The organism is Pseudomonas asiatica (genome assembly GCF_009932335.1).
In the GTDB taxonomy this organism is placed as follows: Bacteria; Pseudomonadota; Gammaproteobacteria; order Pseudomonadales; family Pseudomonadaceae; genus Aquipseudomonas; species Aquipseudomonas asiatica.
In genome coordinates, this window is record NZ_BLJF01000003.1 from 378920 (window position 1) to 396486 (window position 17567).

The window sequence follows — 17567 nt, forward strand, 5'->3', positions numbered from 1 at the left end:
TGGGGGCTGGCGGGCTTTTGTATAGTCCTCAGGCCAACCTATCCCTCGGGATAATTGTCTGAAGGCGTACCCTGGCCTAGGCTGCCCTGGGCTGGGAAACGCCCGTGCCCGCGCGAGGAAGCCATGATCCGAATAGGTAATGCCCAGGTGTCGCTGGAGCGGCGCGAAGCCTTTGTTGACGGTAAGCCTGTCCTGTTGGGGGGGCGGGCATTCGAAGTGCTGGCGACGCTGATCAAGGCCAAGGGGCGGGTGGTCGACAAGGACGAGCTGTTCAGCCAGGTGTGGGCCGGCACGGTAGTCGAGGACAACAACCTGCAGGTGCAGGTGTCCTTGCTGCGCAAGGCCTTTGGCGACCGTGGCCTGATCCAGACCGTGCCACGCCGGGGCTACCGCCTGGCCGCCGAGATCAGCCTCGAGTTGCCTGGCAAGGCGGCGGGCAAATCGCCGCTGTGCGCCGCGGCCGAAACTGTCGAGTTGTTCGATGAGCACTTGAACGTGCCGGTGCTGGTGGTGGATGACGACCCGTCGGTGCGCACGGCGTTGGGCCGCCTGCTGCGCTCGCAGGACATTCCGCATCATTTGTTCGCCAGTGCCGAGGCGTTGTTCGAGGCCCGCCTGGAAACCCCCTATGCCTGCCTGTTGCTGGACATGCACCTGCCCGATACCAGCGGCCTGGAAGTCCAAGATGCGCTGCGCCGACTTGCGCTGCCCTGGCCGATCGTGTTCATGACCGGCTTCGGCACCATCCCGATGACCGTCCAGGCCATGCGTGCCGGGGCCGTGGAGTTCCTGACCAAACCGTTCGACGAAGACCAGCTGCTGACACTGTTGCAGGCGGTGCGCACGCGTGCCGTGGCCGAAGGGCGCAAGTGGCACCATGCGCGGCAGGTCGAGGAAAAGTACCAGCGCCTGACCCAGCGCGAGCGCCAGGTGTTCTCGCTGGTGGTCGGTGGCCTGTCGCACAAGCAGATCGCCAGGCAGATCGGCACCAGCGAGGTGACGACCAAGGTGCACAAGAAAAACATCATGAACAAGATGCAGTCCCGCTCGCTGCTTGAACTGGTGGCCATGCACAACGTTATCGGGGCGCAGCCTGAGGGCCTGGGCGGCGCATGAGCAGCACGGTGTGCATCGTCGACGACGATGCTTCGGTGCGCAAAAGCCTGGCCAACCTGCTACGTTCGGCAGGTTTCGAGACCTTGTCTTTTGCTGCCGGGGACCTGTTCCTGGCCTCGGCACTGGCGCGGCAAGCGGGGTGTGTGCTGCTCGACCTGAGGATGCCCGGAATGAGCGGGCTGGTGGTGCAGCGCGAGCTGGCCAGGCTGGGGTGGCGGTTGCCGGTGATCTGCATGTCGGCGCACTGGGATGAAGGGGCGGTGCGGGCGGCGATGGCGCTTGGGGCGCTGGTCTGCCTGGGCAAGCCATTTTCTGAAGAGGTGCTGCTGAAGGTGGTTGAGGATGCTTTGGTGGGCAGCCAGTGAGGTATTCCTGCCCCGGCCCCTTCGCGGGCTTGCCCGCTCCTACAGGTACTGCGCAGGCTTTGGGCCGATGTATTCGGTTTGGGAGAAACTGTCTTGCACTGCCTGTACTGGCCTCATCGCTCCTACAGGGACTGCGCATGGCTTGAGGCCGATGCGGTCGGGGTGGGAGCTGGCTTGCCGGCGATGGGCTGCAAGGCAGCCCCGGCAATCTAACTGCTCCCCGGCCGGTACTGCAGGGCCTCGGCCAGATGCGCCCGGCCAATTGCCTGGCTACCTTCCAGATCCGCCAGCGTCCGCGCCACCTTCAGCAACCGGTGTGCCGCGCGCAACGACAGGGTCAGCCGTTCACATGCCCCCTCCAGCCAGGCCTGGTCCGCCGCTGCCAAGCCACAATGGCGGCGCAACCCCTCAAGGTCGAGAAACGCATTCGCACACCCTTGCCGCCGCTGTTGCAGTTCACGTGCCTCGGCTACCTTGGCCGCCACATCGGCACTGGTCTCGCCGCAGGGCTGGTTGTTCAGCGTGGTGCTCTCCCGGGCCACGGTCAGGTGCAGGTCGATACGGTCCAGCAACGGCCCGGACAGCTTGTTGCGATACCGCGCGATCTGCTCGGTACTGCAGCGGCAGCGGCCAGTGGGGTCGCCCAGATAGCCGCACATGCACGGTCGACATAATATCTATGGACAAGCGCTGAAGGCGGCCTAAACCAACGGTTTGGACTGAACATAAAGTGTCCATGGATATCTTGAATGAACGTGGACATCAGACTCGAAAATGTCCATAGGCAATGGGATTTAGTCATTGGCTGGGCAATTGCACTCCACTTGACCGCGCGGAGCATCTAGTTGTAAAAATATTACGCTTCGAGTCAAAATTAACCTTTATTTAAAGTCCTGAGGAATAAATTGTTCCGAGTGTAAGAACAAGCCAGGGTAAAAATCCATCATCGGAACTACGCTTTGTGGGATAGACTTTTCAGCCAGCATAGCGGAAATCACATCTCCAAGGCTGTGAGGTCGAAGTCGAATTTTCTCGGGACGGCCTAGTTGAATATACTTCAACGAATCAACCAATGAGCCCCAGAACAAACACTTTTCACGTACGACACCTCTTTCAAGCCCAGAACACGCAGCCACCTCATCTACAATCACCTCAAACCAATCCGGATTCAGAGAGTTAATGGCAAAATTAGCCTTGGCCTGGATTCCAGCCCAATCCTTGGGGGAAATTATTTTTGCTTCTTCAATAAGTGAGATTATGAGCTCTGTGCAATATGTCATGCGAAGCATCCCGCTCATGAATGAGCGCCATGGCAAGTAACTGGAACGCTTTAGTACTATTGGCAAGTACTCTTGAACTCTTAATAATAGACGTCCGATAAATCCTGCTGCGCGACCTGAGTCAATTGGCAAAACTGTACCTAATACTGTAACCGCACCCAGCGCCAGCATTCCGTTCGCTGATGCGCCATGCCCTCCATCTAAAGGGAGGGTATCACACGCGCTCAACAGAACTATGGGTGGCATCCGTATAGAGTTTCGCAGCTTCCACACATCTATCGCTTCGCCACCAACAACTATGGACCCAACTCCAGTATTGTCAGCAATAGTTCCGTGGCCATCGAATATCATCATGGCGCCGCTAAAGCTGTTAACCGCCAAAATAAATTCTTCAACACTCTCAACATCTACTATTTTACACTTCGGAAAAGCCTTGTGCATGCTTGACAACTTGCTTATCGCATCCTCTAACACAGTGCGAATTCTGTCTCCCTCGTGAAAAGACCTAACTATCAAAACCTCCTCAAAATCTGCTTGAGCCACATTGATATATTGACTTCTTAGGCATTGCTGCAAACTTAGGTTGCCTGGGGTGGCTGAGATCCGACTCACGTCACACCTCAATGTAAGCGGTAAGTCTCGGAGGGGCAGCCATTCAAGAGGAATATCTCCAAGGAGCACCACGCCTGTGAACTCCGGCAAGGTATCGTTGATTAATTTATGGTGCTCCAATGACACTAACGACTTCATAGTAGTTTGAATTTTTTGCGCAAGCTTGCTTGACTTGAATTTAACATGGGGATTTCCGCCCCTAGCGCAAGCCGATAAATTTACAAGGTCACCTTTAATACTATTTATTCTAGATTCCAGTCTAAGTACAGGAGTGAGTTCGGAGGCGTTGAGCAAAGCCAGACTGGTTCCAAATGCTCGCAACTCCATCTGATAAGCTTTCAAAAAAGCTGATATTGTTTTGTTTTTGAGTAAGCCAACCAGGTCTTTTTCGTTATCTGCAATGCTTAGTTTTGTGTAGCCTCCAGGTTTCTTTATTGATTTTACCATCCTGCGAAGTGCACTTATAACCTCTTTGCATTCATCAGCTTTATCAAATAACTCTCTATCTACATCAGCTCTGTGCAGATGCCAAAGGATCGGCTCAACCGTCAAACAAATCTCATTTTCAACTGGCACATCTGCTGCCAATTTTCTACGCAGACTTAGCACTGCCCGACAGGATTTCACAACTGCTGGCACGTACTCCTCAACTCGGTTTACTGCGAGCCTCTTTTCCAGGCTTATCTTTGAATCTATTGATGCAGCGATAATTTCGTTAGGGCGGGTTATACCATGCGCATACCCTGGAAACTGCAGCCTGCTCCAGGGTGGGCGTTTAGGACTAAGCAAATCATGTATTGAATCAGTAAAAATCTCATCAGCCTGCCCACGTTCTTTTAGTTGAGCGGTCCGATGTAGTATGTATTTAAGAAAGCGATCGTTGCTGAAATCCCTAATATCCGCATCAGCCTTACCTGACAATGACACATGCAGCCATCCATCCCCCTTCGCATTCATGAATTCTTGCGCAGCTTCGAAGGTCCTATCATTCGACAATAAACACTTATACGTAACAGCACTCATTACTTCTGCGCCGCGCACCAGAGACTCGATCGTTATAGGTATGATTGTGAATGATGTTATTCCGGCAGCTCTTGAAACCACGACAGGTCTACGTTGACACTTGATCTCTCGAATGTCGCACGGCAACATCAAAGAGAGCTCCAACAACTCAGCCGAGAAAAGTATCCCTGGCCAATACGCCATAAAAAATGAAGCTGACTCGCAATCAGCCCTAAAATGGGGTACGTAATACTGAATTCTATACTTCGGATAGCGAGCGTGCTCCTCAAAAAAAATACGCTTCGCTAGATCTAAGTTTTGAATTATTGGAGGCAAGACAGTTCCCCTGTGTCTAGTAGCAACAAATTTTCAAGTTTTTAATCTTAGACAATACACTATCGAGTGTACGCTTTAAGCCTTTCACGCTAGCCAATTGACTTGCTCCTTGAGTTCATCTAATGCAATCTGAATGCGTTCGTCAGGGTTTTCTTCCAGGCTCAGATACAGCGATGCCGCATCTGCTATGTATTGTCTTTCGGTGAGGGACGGATAGGCCCAGATCTCTACCCATTCCTCGATCCTGTCCAACGAATCTATGACTTCGAACGCATCAAGCGCCAGCATGTCGTTGAACACTTTCTTGGTCATTCCCCACACGGCCTGCTTAGGCTCCGCCAACATCGTGTATTTGGCCAGGGCAGTTTCCCCTGCGAGACACACACCGGCCGCCATGGGGAGAGTGTTGCGGGTTATGCCAATTTTCTGTCTGACGGGGGACCGTAGGTATTGCTTGGCCTTTCGGAACACCTCAACTGGTGTCCCGTTGAAGGCATAGGTCTTCCAGTGAAGCTCGCTCTTTGCAGGGGTAATCACCTCACGGGAGGTCAGCTGTTCCACAGCCTTCGAGAGTGTTACCCGGCTGTAATTGAGGTCGCCCAGGAGGGCGTTTGTCGTGAAATAGGCTTCGTCGGTTTTGCCGGCATACAGGCATGAGAGCAGCATGGCTTGGGCCGCAGGGAGCAGGGAGGCCACCTCGCTTTGCTCTCGGCGCAGGCGGAAGCGTTCGCGCAGGTCCAGAGCCATTTCCGGTATGAACATCTGGAAGCTGGGTTGGATGAAGTTGACTTGATGCGTGATGAGGCTACGGCGGTCTTGAATCGTCAATGATCTGCAGACGTAGACTACTACCTGGTTGGTGACCTTGTGCACGAGCTCGATGTGCTTCTGCAGGCTCACGATGCCTGGATAAGCAACCTCATCACGCGAGACCAGCAGCATCATATTGAACGCCGAGTTTTTACCCATCCGCATTCTCAATTCGTAGGTCTTGTAGCTATCCCGGATGGAGTAGGGGACGCGAAGGGGCATCGGCGTTAGGTGCGCTTTTACACCTAGAGCGGACTCGATGTAGGTCTTAGCTTCGTCTTGTAAATCAGGCATGTCCTGGCTTCGTGTAAACTACTTTTTTTCACTGTAAACCATAGTGGTTTACAAGTAAAAAAAGTAGTTTACAGGCCAGTTGTTATGGGAGTGAAAAAGGACCTGTCCCATGACAACGAACGCCAAGAAGCGATACTTAGATCGCTATGTTGGAGACTGCCATGTACCCGAGCACTCGCCGTAACTACACTGATGAGTTCAAGGCTCAAGCCGTTACGGTAGCTGAAAGCGTTGGCAGAACTGAAGCAGCCCGTTAAGACGCTCGACAACAGGGTAGATGCCATGCGCAGGAGTAAGCCGTTGAGCCGCCCTGACCGGACCTGTCTTCTGCATTCGTGCTCACCATCGATACCACCGGATTTGCCATGCACACATTTTGACCATGATCAGCAAAAAACGGACCGAAGCGATCGTTAACTGACGTAATCTTGCCAGTGTGACTTGCATTCACGGGAAGATCTAAGCGCAGATGCCCATCATGGTGAAAATAGAAGCTCAAACAGACACGGAGGGACGGCAGTGCTCAATCATCTTTATAGGTTTCGCCCTGTCAGTAGCCTGCTTGGCGGTACCAGAGAAAGCGAGCTGGAAGGGTGCTATATCTACTTCTCGCCACCGGAAAAGCTCAACGACCCACTGGAAGGACATCGGGAGATCGTATGGAAAGGGGATTCGGTCGTATGGGAGAATTTCTTCCAGCACTTCATGGACTGCTTACTCATTCGAAATACTCAATATTTTACTGGGGAGTTTGAAAATTTAGATTTTCCGATATTTCCAAATTATGACATTCAAGCAGTACCACCTGAAAATTACAAAGAGATCGCCGGTCTTGTATCGAGATTTTTTGACTCGCCAAATGTAAAAAGACATATCGCAGTTTTGGCTTTTAAGGGGCGGGAAGTAAATCAACACGAGCTAATACTGCACCTGCGATCGATTCAATACTTCGCAATGCATATTATTTCTGAAGTGTTAGTTTCCTACAAGCTTGTTGAAAAAGGCTTCGGTATAAATGGCGCTTCGCATGAAGAGTTGCTAGCAGTTTCAACCAACCTTCTAGATTATCTAGAAGGGCTAGGTGACGAGCTGTTAAACGTTGAATTCGATAGTTCTGCGCTGGCATTTTTAAGAAGTGATGACTTGGTAAAAGGTTATGCTAGATCTAAAATAGGCGAATCCAAAAATTGGACACGGCTTTGCATAGATTTTCCAGAAGAGTTTTTGACATCCAGGATCAGGCTCACAACCTCTGAATGGTTCGTAAGCTGTTTTATGGAGAATTGTGAGAACTCGGCAATCTGGGGTACATATGGCAATAACCACCAAGGCGTTTGTCTAAAATTTAAAGTAAACAATGAGGAAGGGCAGCCAGGGATCTCGCTTATGAAACCCGGATTAAAACAGGGCATAAAGTGGTGGACTCAAACCAAATTTCATTTCACTAAAGTATCTTATACAGAAAAGAGCCCTAATCTTGATTTTTTTTGTAGCCTAGCTGCATATGGTGCACAGGAAGTTATAGATAAATGGTATACCGATAAAAATGGAAATGTAAGCTCGAGAAAATCAGATGTCTTCGAGAATCATTCACAATGGCGTGATAATTACCACAGGGACAATTTTAAAAGCCTTACAGTGAAAACAAGGCACTGGTCGAATGAACAGGAGTACAGGCTTATTCTAAAGTCTCAGTTTAACTCCTATCTTAACGAAGAAGATAGGAAGCTTCGTTATAGCTTTGATGACCTGGACGGAATTATATTTGGGATAAAAACAGCGGATTCAGATAAGTATAAGCTTTTAGAAATGGTAGAAAGGATGTGTAAGATAAGAGGTCGCGAAGAATTCACATTTTACCAATCGTTCTATGATTCATCCACGGATGCCATTCGTTATCGGCCTATTGCTCACGTTAGTAAACAAGGTGTTAGAACTCATAGGGACTGAGCACCGAGCACCATCTGAAACGGTGACTGCTCAGAGCGATCCCATCGAAGCTCGAAGAAAACAAGATTTGAAAACCTCTCACCCTTCGAGCTTCCATTCCCTTTCCGATTTCAACCCCGGCGAACTTTCACCCGCTGACAATAATGTGTGTGGAGATGCGAGCACGTCAGATGATCAAATCCGTCGGAAATATCTGGTCATGCCGAAATGCAAATGGGTGAGAAAGTCTCGGCTTACCTGCCTAACTTGGAAATGTTGCTTTTTGGCTTTGTTGCTTGGAGCCGTTGATTTTCCATCGTGAGTTCAAGGATTTTTGAGTCAGCCTCCACTAGCAGAGCCAGGGCATTATCCCGTTGGCTTTTGAGTGCCTCAATTTGCTCCCGTAGCGTCCTATTGCGATTGCGCTGAGCGTAAATTGATTGTGATGGAGAGCGGGGTTGCTCATCACCGTACTGGTTGATCCAATACTGGATCTCCTCAACAAGTGTGGGAAACCTGGCTTTTTTCAAAGCCGATGGATCTAAACCCGCCTCCCTGGCCACGTTATTTTGAGTAACCCGCGTTCCTTTAGGTAATAGGTTCGGTTTACCCCGCTTGAGCCTGTCAAAAGCCTCACGGAATGCTGTCTCGGCACGCCCGCCGCGAGGTGAATTAGGAATTTTTGATGACATCCAAGACGCTCTCTACAGCCTGCAGCTGATAGTTGATTGATATATGGAATGGAGATCCATCTTCGGCATCTCTCGAACGCTTTTGAAGGACGTCCCCGCAATTTTAGGATTTGTTGTTTTTTACCCTTATCAATCAGCAGATCAAGACACGGGGGTTTGCCATCGCCACCACCACATCTGCCAACATAATCTATCCCCCATAGGGGCAGGGCATTGGGTTGGCGCATGCTCCTAGAAGAATTTCGCGGTAACCAATCGCGCCATCTTTCGCAGCCTTTACAAGCTTGTTGTGATCTTTCACGCTGACTAGATTTAAAATTTGGTCTTTTCTCTTTTCGCCATGTGGGCTTACGAAGGTAGAGGTGTTGAGTGCAGAGAAGCTTCTAGCCACTGATTCATACATGGCGCGGATATACTCAGCCTGCGCTTCTTGATTTAAGTTAGCATTGAGATGGTAATACCCATTTCCATAATACCTAGTCATGGCACGACTCGCATGCTTCAGTTGATACTGAACTGAGGGGTCGCTCACAATCCCTGAGGCGCTCATGTTAACCGCCCCCGTGCGCCGAAGCTGATGCCATGCAAGCGGCCAGATTTTACCCACAGCATATTTTGCAGGGGATAATGTTGGAGTGATCAAAAGAGCCCCTACTAAATCGCCTTCCTGGATCTTAAGCTCGTTAGTATCAAATAATCTTGGATATCTGCTTAGAAACATACTGTAATGGAGTTCATGGCAGCGGATATCGGGGGTGGTATCAAATCTGGTACTTCTACGCCATGGCTCGTAAGCTCTAAGTGCAAGAAAAGGATTTTGTTTGTCTTCCTCAGTCAATGAAATATTTGAGTTGAAGGAGGCACACCTGGTCCTAAATTTGCTAACTGAGTTCATTACCTCAATGGCCAAGTTCGAAGATGGGGAGGTGATCCAGTATGCTTCATCGTCCTCGACTGTTTTGTTAGTCGAGCCTCTAAGGAGGTAAATGTCTTCTTTTGTAACCTTGTCTTTTTCAATCACCAAGCAATCGGATCTGAGCGAGGATGTTTCATCGATACGCATTAGCGTAAAATTTAGTAAGTATGCTTTACCGATATTGCTAGCCATTGAAAAATACTGCGACAAGATGGTGGCGCCATTATGTCGGACATCTCCACACCATTTCTCTAGCAGATCCAATATCCCAAAATTTTCGGCGGTGATATAAAAAGGGCCAAATTTATGACCGCTAAATAACTTCGACTTTAAAGCTGGATTGTTTAGTGATACAAAGGGGAGGTTATATTTTGTCAATTGTTGTGAGCATGAAGCTTCCAAGCTTCCGGCGTTTAGAGCATATGCTTGAAGGCAGTATTCCGCACATGCCTCCAAAGCACCTAAGTTATTCCTGAAGTCTTCAAGGAAATCACGGAGTCGACTTAATTGATACAGCCATATCCGGGGCGGGATATAGGCTGTCTGTGATTTTTCATGTGCAGGGATTTTTGACTGTAATTCGGCTATTCCTTTGGCGTCAAGAATGTATACGCCAGAATGCTCGCGTTGCTCCCATAAGGTATGAAGCAGTACGATAAGTCGACGAGCCTGAGACGGCCAGACGACCTTAGAGAAGCTTTCAATAACTTTTGGGAATCGATACAAGTCAGTCGCTAGAATATTGTTCTTTGTGCAGTATGTGAAGATCTGTCTAAAATTTTCATATTGACTCACTAAAGTCCGGATTTCTCTACACGGATTAGGGCCGTAAATCCAAAATGCTACAATGCGTTTGAAGATTTCAGAGTTCTCCGGGCTGATATCTCCGGATCTTTTTCTCTTAGATTCTCCAAAGTTTAGCTTTAGTACAAAGCCTGCCCATGGTGTTAGGTCCCACTCGTTATCGCCATACCTCGCTGTTATTTCACCCTCGGTAGATATGCAGATTGGAAAGTCAGGTGCGGGCGGCCACGCGCTCGGCATAAAATTCACGTCGCTTGGCGATGCCGTGGCTGTAACTATATTCAAGCCAGCAAAAACCATACTCGGCATCACCGCCCTAGCTCCATAAGTTGTATCAGTCCCTCATAGTTGCGATGAAAGCGGCCTTCTCTCATTCTGTTCTCAGATTCTAGCACCCAAGATGTGCGAGGCTCACCACTTTTGGAAAAATGGTTAAGCTTTGTATCTATGCGGTTTATCAGTGTAGTTATGGGGTGATCTTTTTTTGTTTCTTTGGAAGGAACAGAACGATCTAGTTCCAACGCTTTTAGGTATTTATAGGTAGCTAAGGACCACACGTAATCTTCGCTATCTACATCGCGTTGGTATTCGCAGAAAAGGCAACCTGCAGGTGTTGAGCAATCAGGCTTATAGGCTCCATCCAATAACGTGCCCGACATGATGGGATGAACTGGTGCTATACACATTCCGGGCCCCACTGACGCGACAGCTGGATCGGTCATTCGATAGAATCGAGATATCTCTACAGCCGCTGCTTGGTGATGTGGCTCCTCATATATATGTAGCAAGGTTTCTTTTGTATGCTGGGCCATTTCAGCCACGAGGTCAGGACTGCGACTTTTCCGAAGTAACCAATTGATTCTAGACTTGCGCAAGGCCATAGGGCGGAAATGTTTTATTCCTAGTGTTCTGCACCGAGAAATAATACCCTGAAATGTTGGAAAGCTACCCTCGACGGGTATCTTGTTTGAGTACACAAAGGGGAACAATCGGTCGTCGTCAGCGACCCCTAAAATTTTAACCCATTCTAGGTATCTCTTGAACAGTGGTACATATTCTTTGAATATTACAAACTCAGCTTCTCCGCCCAGACGCCCCTTGTAGACTCTGTAAACTACCACGTCATCCCCATCAGTCTTATATCTAAAACTTCCAACTTTCAGTCTTGCGGCTTGGGAAAGATTCATTCCGGTCTGGGATATGAAAATTAAAATCTCGACCTCTATCCGGAGGTTTACCAGGGATTTCCGCTTTTCAAAAACCAGATGAGGTGGAATTGCCGCTCTGCGCTCTAAAAATCTATTTTTTTCTGAGGTGGCTTGGCAGGAATCTTCGATTTTTCTGTTTAGCAGCCCCGGTTGTTCAGTAAGTACATCGCCGGATTTTAATTTTATTAATAACGGCAGAGGTCCAGTCATCGCTTCTACCGTTAAGTTATTTGATAGATCCATTAATAAGCTGCCGAACCTAAAGAGCTCCTCTAAGTTTTGTTTGTCAGCCTCTGTGCCCAAGGCTCTATTTTTTTTTGAGCTCACCCTAAGCCTAGTTGTGGTTAGAAGGCCGACAGTGAGCCGGAGGCAAGGCTTTAGTAGGTTGTCAATCGTTTTTGCCTGCCTGTAGGCGGTCATATTTTTTAAGTCTCGATTGACCCGCACTCTCTGGATCAAGTGTTCTACCCAAGATTGGTAGGACGCAGCGACTTGCTCTATAGTCGCCTGGGAAGTGTTCTGGTCACACCATGAGAAAAATGTGCGCAAAGTTCGGATTCTGGTTTTGACAGTAACTTGCTGAACGCCACGGACTATCTGTGCGCTTAATTCGTCATGCAATGCCTGAACCAGCGGGAATCGCTTAGCGTCAGGTAGGCCGAAATGGCCAGCCTCAATCAATTTCATAACCTTGTCAGCGGGGGCTTTAGAGGCCCCGATGTAGAGCAAAGAAGCGAGGTCAAACTTAGCTTCATGCGTGCCATAGGGGAGCGCTGGAAAGGTTAGGTCTAGAATTTTACTCATTGCCGAATGCATCCGAGCCGGCTATTCCTAAGAAGTCACGTGTGAAAGCGTCCGCTATTTCTGACATAACTTCCATCTTCTCGATGAAGCGAATATAGGTGAGGGAGGTTTTTTCGCTTTTATGTAGCAGTGCTTGTCTAACCAGTTGAATAGCCGTGCTAACTGTGCCGTGTTTTAATGCAATTCGAGCGAGTTCAGTTGCGAAAGTGCACCTACTTTGATGAAATCGGAAGTTCCGAAAGGCACTGATCCCATTTGAAATTCCGTCTTTTCGCAGCCTGCCCAGTTGTACACTGATACCGCGACTAGCATTGCCATCTCCGTGGCCGAAAGCTTTCCCGTAACGACTCAGGAAGATCACATCGCGGCTATCAGGGGCAGCCTGGCTCTGGCGGGCTAACCTTCGTGTCGAGTAAATGTATTCATTCAAAAGCTTCAGATCTTCGTCGCTGATCCAGATCTGACCTGTAACACCAAACTTAGTGTGTACTGGCGGGTGCGCTCCTGGGCCAACTGCAAGCTTGTTGAAACCTGGGAACATGGGATCAGGCACGGCCCGCTTAATTGTGGCGATCCTCAGATCACATAGTGTGCCTATCCGCATCCCTGTGCCGAAGCCGAGTCTCAATATAAGGTAGAGCTCATAATTCCCATGTATCAAAGCGAAGCTGACCACCTGACTGGCAGCCTCTGCGGTAAGTGGGATGAGCCCATCTTCAAGCTTTTCTCCCTGAGACTTGCGATTTGGGATCGCTAAATTTGTGGTCGCGACCATCATCGTTCTAGCAAAACCGAACTCATCCACCAGCCGGACGCCGACTTGCTCGTCAGTCCACATGGGCCATTCTGTAGACAGCAACCGGGACGCTGCCAACCACTTATAGAATCTGACAACTGCCGCCATGCGTTGAGACGCCGTAGACGGTGCCAGCTCTCCGCAATCTCTAGCCGCGATCAGGTCGCCTCGGAACCTCACTAAGCATCGATCTGCCTCACGCGCCGGAAAATGCCACCACTGAACATTTTGTCGCTCTAGCCATTTGGCATAAGCATGAAGGTGGGTGATCGAAGATAAAGTAGTTTTCGAGTCGGTACTTTTGCTCGCCTGCTCGAATGCCCAAAGGTTCGCCTCTCTCCACGGGGTCTGGTCAGCCCAAACGATTTGCGGGAGTGACTCGATGATGTTCTTAGCTGACGCTGGTGTTCTGTGCAACTCACCGTCTAGCAGCTTAATTTGGGTGGGGGTGTAGCGAATTCTTTCTAGGGTTGCCATTTAGGTGTGAGGGTCTAAATGTCCATGGGGCGCACAATGTAGACTATGTCTGTCCACGTCGTCCATGTCGACCGTGCAAGGGCAGGGGTTCATTGCCGCCACCAGCTGGAAACGTGCGGGGAAGCGCACCTTGTCGCGGGCCCGGGCAATCACGATCTCGCCCGACTCCAGCGGTTCGCGCAACACTTCCAGCACGCGACGCTCGAACTCAGGTAGTTCATCCAGAAACAGCACGCCATGGTGGGCGAGGGTGATTTCGCCCGGTTGCGGCCGGCTGCTGCCGCCGACCAGTGCCGGGCCGGAGGCGGAGTGATGCGGATGGCGGAAGGGCCGCTGCGGCCAGCTGCTCAGTGGCGTATGGCCGCTGACCGACTGTATCGCCGCCACTTCCAGTGCTTCGTGCTCGTCCAGTGGTGGCAGCAGCCCCGGCAAGCGGCTGGCAAGCAAGGTCTTGCCGGTACCGGGAGGCCCGGTGAACAAAAGGTTGTGCGCCCCGGCCGCCGCTAGCAGCAGCGCACGCTTGGCCGCCAGTTGGCCCTGCACTTCGCTCAGGTCCGGGTACGGACGTTGCTGCAGGATCAGGCCGTTGGCGGCATACGGTGGCAATGGCACCTGGCCGTTCAGGTGGGCGACCAGTTCCAGCAGGTGCCCCACCGCATACACCACCAGCCCGCCTGCCAGGCTGGCTTCCTCGGCATTCTCCCGCGGCACCACCAGCGCCCGGCCTGCTTCGCGTGCCGCCAGTGCTGCGGGCAACACGCCCTGCACCGGGCGCAACTTGCCAGACAGCGCCAGTTCGCCCAGGCATTCGACCTCGGCAAGGGTGGCCGTTGGTACCTGGCCATCGGCGGCGAGGATACCCAGGGCAATTGCCAGGTCATAGCGCCCGCCATCCTTGGGCAGGTCGGCGGGGGCGAGGTTCTGGGTGATGCGCCGCTGCGGGTAGTTCAAACCGGAGTTGACGATGGCGCTGCGTACCCGGTCCTTGCTCTCTTTGACCGTGGTTTCCGGCAGACCGACCAGCGTGAGATGGGGCAAGCCGTTGGCCAGGTGGGTTTCGACGCTGACCGCCGGTGCCTGCACGCCCACCTGGGCGCGGCTGTGGACGAGGGCTAGGGACATGGACGCTCCGTTGTCGCTGAAGAGGGCCGCTTCCTGCGGCTTTGCAAGAATAGCGAGCACGGCCCGGGCCGGCGAAAGAAGTGTGCGTCCTGGTTTTTCAGGCAGGGTTTTCCCCTGCATTGTCACCCTGTCGGGTTCGTGCCTGCTGTGCGCCGGAAGGGCTCAGGCGCGTACATAAACCCAGGCGGTCAGGCCCGATGCGAGCGTTACGGCCACGCGCTTGTAGTCTGCGACTTCATAGCGATCCGCCGCTGCCAGCTCTTCTTCGCTGATCTGGAAGACCATGCCGGCCACGCTGTCGTCTGCCTGGCTGCTGGGAGCGACGATAGGGTGATGGGACTTGCCGCTGGCTGCCAGCACGGCCGGGTCGGTGATCTCGACCCAGTCCTGGCGGTAGCCCAGCATGCGGTCGGCCTGGCCGCTCAGTTCGCGGCCGAAGTTGGTGAGCTGCACGGCCTTGTCCTGCAAGGTGCCGTAGGAAAACAACAGTACCGGGTATGCGCTGGAGGGTTGCATTCACTCATCCTGTGGGGTCGGGTTCAGCCGGGCTTCCAGCTCGGCCACTTGTTTTTCCAAAGCCTCAAGGCGTGCGCGGGTGCGCGCCAGTACGACCATCTGGCTGTCGAATTCTTCGCGGCTGACCAGGTCCAGCTTGCTGAAGGCACCTTGCATCAGCACCTTGAACTGACTTTCCAGTTCGGCGCGGGGCTGGGCGGTATCGCTGCTGAACAGGCGCGATGCCTGGTCGCTCAGGGCATCGAGAAGGGCTTTGGGCGCGAGCATGGGGCTGTCCACTGATACTGGGAAATGGCCGGCAGTGTAACACGCATGCATGAACATCCGGCCTCGTCGCTGGCTCGTGTAGGAGCGGCGCTCCTCTGGAACTGCACATTTTTCGAGCAATGCGCCAGGTCGGGATGCACCGGAATTGTGCATGTTTTCCATGCTGGCGACTGGCCAATCCCGACTGATTCACATAACTCGCTGTTTTCCCGTGTTTTGACGGAACTGGCAAGGTTTCTGCAAAGACCAGTGCGAGCCATGCACTGATGCAGTTCCTTGTGACCAGGCAGTGCGCACGCGGAGCCGGATGCCGACGACGCGTTACAAAGCCAACCGCTGCGCTTAGACTTGAGACGGGTTTGTTTTCCTGGGGCAAGTCCACCAAATCGGGAGAGAGTTTCATGAAGCTAGTCACAGCCATCATCAAGCCGTTCAAGCTGGACGACGTGCGCGAGTCGCTGTCGGAAATCGGCGTGCAGGGCATCACCGTCACCGAAGTCAAAGGCTTCGGTCGGCAGAAGGGCCACACCGAGCTGTATCGCGGTGCTGAATATGTGGTCGATTTCCTGCCCAAGGTGAAGATCGATGTCGCCATCGATGACAAGGACCTTGATCGGGTAATCGAAGCCATCACCAAGGCAGCCAACACCGGCAAGATCGGTGACGGCAAGATTTTCGTGGTGAATCTGGAGCAGGCGATCCGTATCCGTACCGGCGAAACCGATACCGACGCGATCTAAGCAGCAACAAAGCCTCACCAAACCCAACGCCCCAGGAGAAAACAACATGACTCTGCGTAAGATCGCAGGGCTAGGAGCCCTATTGTCCCTCGTAATGCCCGGGCTTGCCCTGGCAGAGGAAGCTGCCCCAGCGCTGAATTCCGGCGACACCGCCTGGATGCTCACCGCAACGGCGCTGGTGCTGTTCATGACCATTCCGGGCCTGGCCCTGTTCTATGGCGGCATGGTGCGTTCCAAGAACGTGCTGTCGGTAATGATGCAGTGCTTTGCAATTACTGGCCTTATGAGCATTCTCTGGGTCGTCTATGGCTACAGCATGGCCTTCGATACCACCGGTATGGAAAAGGGCGTGCTCAACTTCAATTCCTTCGTCGGTGGCTTCTCCAAGGCGTTCCTCAGCGGCGTCACGCCCTCGAACCTGACCTCGGCTGCCGCGCTGTTCCCTGAAGCGGTATTCATCACCTTCCAGATGACCTTCGCCATCATCACCCCGGCGCTGATCGTCGGTGCGTTCGCCGAGCGCATGAAGTTCTCCGCGATGCTGGTGTTCATGGGCATCTGGTTCACCCTGGTCTACGCGCCGATCGCGCACATGGTCTGGAGCGGTGACGGTGCACTGATGTGGGACTGGGGCGTGCTTGACTTCGCTGGCGGCACCGTGGTGCACATCAACGCCGGTATCGCTGGCCTGGTCTGCTGCCTGGTGCTGGGCAAGCGCAAGGGCTACCCGACCACCCCGATGGCTCCGCACAACCTGGGCTATACCCTGATGGGCGCGGCCATGCTGTGGGTCGGCTGGTTCGGCTTCAACGCAGGCTCTGCCGCGGCTGCCAACGGCACCGCCGGCATGGCCATGCTGGTGACCCAGATCGCCACCGCCGCCGCGGCCCTGGGCTGGATGTTCGCCGAGTGGATCGGTCACGGAAAACCGAGTGCCCTGGGCATTGCTTCGGGTGTGGTCGCCGGCCTGGTCGCCATCACCCCGGCTGCCGGTACCGTAGGCCCCATGGGTGCCCTGGTGATCGGCCTGGTCTCGGGTGTGGTCTGCTACTTCTGCGCCACCAGCCTCAAGCGCAAGCTGGGCTATGACGACTCGCTGGACGCCTTCGGCGTGCACGGCATCGGCGGTATCGTCGGCGCCATCCTCACCGGTGTGTTCGCAGCTCCGGCGCTGGGCGGCTTCGGTGCCGTCACCGACATCGGCATGCAGGTCTGGATCCAGGCCAAGGGCGTGATCTTCACCGTGGTCTACACCGCCATCGTCACCTACGTGATTCTCAAGGTGCTTGATGTGGTGATGGGCCTGCGGGCAAGCGAAGAAGAAGAGTCGGTCGGCCTCGACCTGGCTCAGCACAACGAGCGCGGCTACAACCTGTAACTGCGACGCGGTAAAAACTTGCCCGGCTTGCCGGGCATTTTTTTGCCAGATTTTTAGCATTTCCCGCACGGCAAACGGTTTATCCGACACGTTCGCGACGTAG

Annotated in this window: 13 protein-coding genes and 2 pseudogenes; 5 read left to right on the plus strand and 10 right to left on the minus strand. The window is 52.6% G+C overall.

Annotated elements, in window-relative coordinates; genetic code table 11:
* Positions 1-123 precede the first annotated feature (123 nt).
* Together GYA95_RS24305 and GYA95_RS24310 are read left to right on the plus strand one after the other, a co-directional pair.
* Complete coding sequence (locus tag GYA95_RS24305; RefSeq protein WP_015272301.1) at positions 124-1116, plus strand: response regulator; 993 nt, start codon at positions 124-126, stop codon at positions 1114-1116.
* Entirely contained in the window at positions 1113-1481 is a 369-nt protein-coding gene (locus GYA95_RS24310; protein ID WP_015272300.1) for a response regulator transcription factor, read from the plus strand. The genes GYA95_RS24305 and GYA95_RS24310 overlap by 4 nt, the downstream gene beginning before the upstream one ends.
* Before the next feature lie 209 nt (positions 1482-1690).
* Here the strand turns inward: GYA95_RS24310 and GYA95_RS24315 are convergent.
* The 3 genes and pseudogenes from GYA95_RS24315 to GYA95_RS24325 all read right to left on the minus strand — a co-directional run.
* Positions 1691-2146, minus strand: a pseudogene (locus GYA95_RS24315) (magnesium chelatase subunit ChlI family protein); the annotation flags it as partial.
* A gap of 216 nt (positions 2147-2362) precedes the next feature.
* Positions 2363-4414, minus strand: a complete 2052-nt coding sequence (locus tag GYA95_RS24320; RefSeq protein ID WP_161551514.1) for a hypothetical protein — start codon at positions 4412-4414, stop codon at positions 2363-2365.
* A 381-nt stretch (positions 4415-4795) separates the two neighbouring features.
* The gene (locus tag GYA95_RS24325) at positions 4796-5815 is read right to left on the minus strand and encodes a hypothetical protein (protein ID WP_016712650.1); all 1020 of its coding nucleotides are present in this window, start codon (positions 5813-5815) and stop codon (positions 4796-4798) included.
* A gap of 519 nt (positions 5816-6334) precedes the next feature.
* Here GYA95_RS24325 and GYA95_RS24330 point away from each other — a divergent pair.
* The gene (locus GYA95_RS24330; protein WP_080578091.1) at positions 6335-7765 is read left to right on the plus strand and encodes a DUF2971 domain-containing protein; all 1431 of its coding nucleotides are present in this window, start codon (positions 6335-6337) and stop codon (positions 7763-7765) included.
* A 233-nt stretch (positions 7766-7998) separates the two neighbouring features.
* Here the strand turns inward: GYA95_RS24330 and GYA95_RS24335 are convergent, their stop codons facing one another.
* The 7 genes and pseudogenes from GYA95_RS24335 to GYA95_RS24365 form a co-directional block, all read right to left on the minus strand.
* Positions 7999-8436 carry a hypothetical protein gene (locus GYA95_RS24335; protein WP_029380251.1) on the minus strand — a complete coding sequence of 146 codons (438 nt, stop codon included), beginning with the start codon at positions 8434-8436 and terminating at the stop codon, positions 7999-8001.
* A gap of 190 nt (positions 8437-8626) precedes the next feature.
* Entirely contained in the window at positions 8627-10465 is a 1839-nt protein-coding gene (locus tag GYA95_RS24340) for a site-specific integrase (protein WP_238841726.1), read from the minus strand.
* Positions 10465-12168, minus strand: a complete 1704-nt coding sequence (locus GYA95_RS24345) for a site-specific integrase (protein WP_161551515.1) — start codon at positions 12166-12168, stop codon at positions 10465-10467. Before GYA95_RS24345 ends, GYA95_RS24340 begins: the two co-directional genes overlap by 1 nt.
* On the minus strand, positions 12161-13006 hold the full coding sequence (locus GYA95_RS24350; protein ID WP_231115648.1) for a site-specific integrase: 846 nt from the start codon (positions 13004-13006) through the stop codon (positions 12161-12163). Before GYA95_RS24350 ends, GYA95_RS24345 begins: the two co-directional genes overlap by 8 nt.
* 462 nt (positions 13007-13468) lie before the next feature.
* Positions 13469-14563: pseudogene (locus GYA95_RS24355) on the minus strand (YifB family Mg chelatase-like AAA ATPase); the annotation flags it as partial.
* A gap of 162 nt (positions 14564-14725) precedes the next feature.
* On the minus strand, positions 14726-15079 hold the full coding sequence (locus GYA95_RS24360; protein WP_015272256.1) for a gamma-glutamylcyclotransferase family protein: 354 nt from the start codon (positions 15077-15079) through the stop codon (positions 14726-14728).
* A complete protein-coding gene (locus GYA95_RS24365; protein WP_015272255.1) occupies positions 15080-15346 on the minus strand; it encodes an accessory factor UbiK family protein in 267 nt (88 codons plus the stop codon).
* A gap of 401 nt (positions 15347-15747) precedes the next feature.
* Here GYA95_RS24365 and glnK point away from each other — a divergent pair, with 401 nt between their 5' ends.
* Together glnK and GYA95_RS24375 are read left to right on the plus strand one after the other, a co-directional pair.
* Entirely contained in the window at positions 15748-16086 is a 339-nt protein-coding gene (gene glnK / locus GYA95_RS24370) for a P-II family nitrogen regulator (protein ID WP_002555808.1), read from the plus strand.
* A 46-nt stretch (positions 16087-16132) separates the two neighbouring features.
* Complete coding sequence (locus GYA95_RS24375) at positions 16133-17464, plus strand: ammonium transporter (protein ID WP_015272254.1); 1332 nt, start codon at positions 16133-16135, stop codon at positions 17462-17464.
* Positions 17465-17567: the final 103 nt, after the last annotated feature.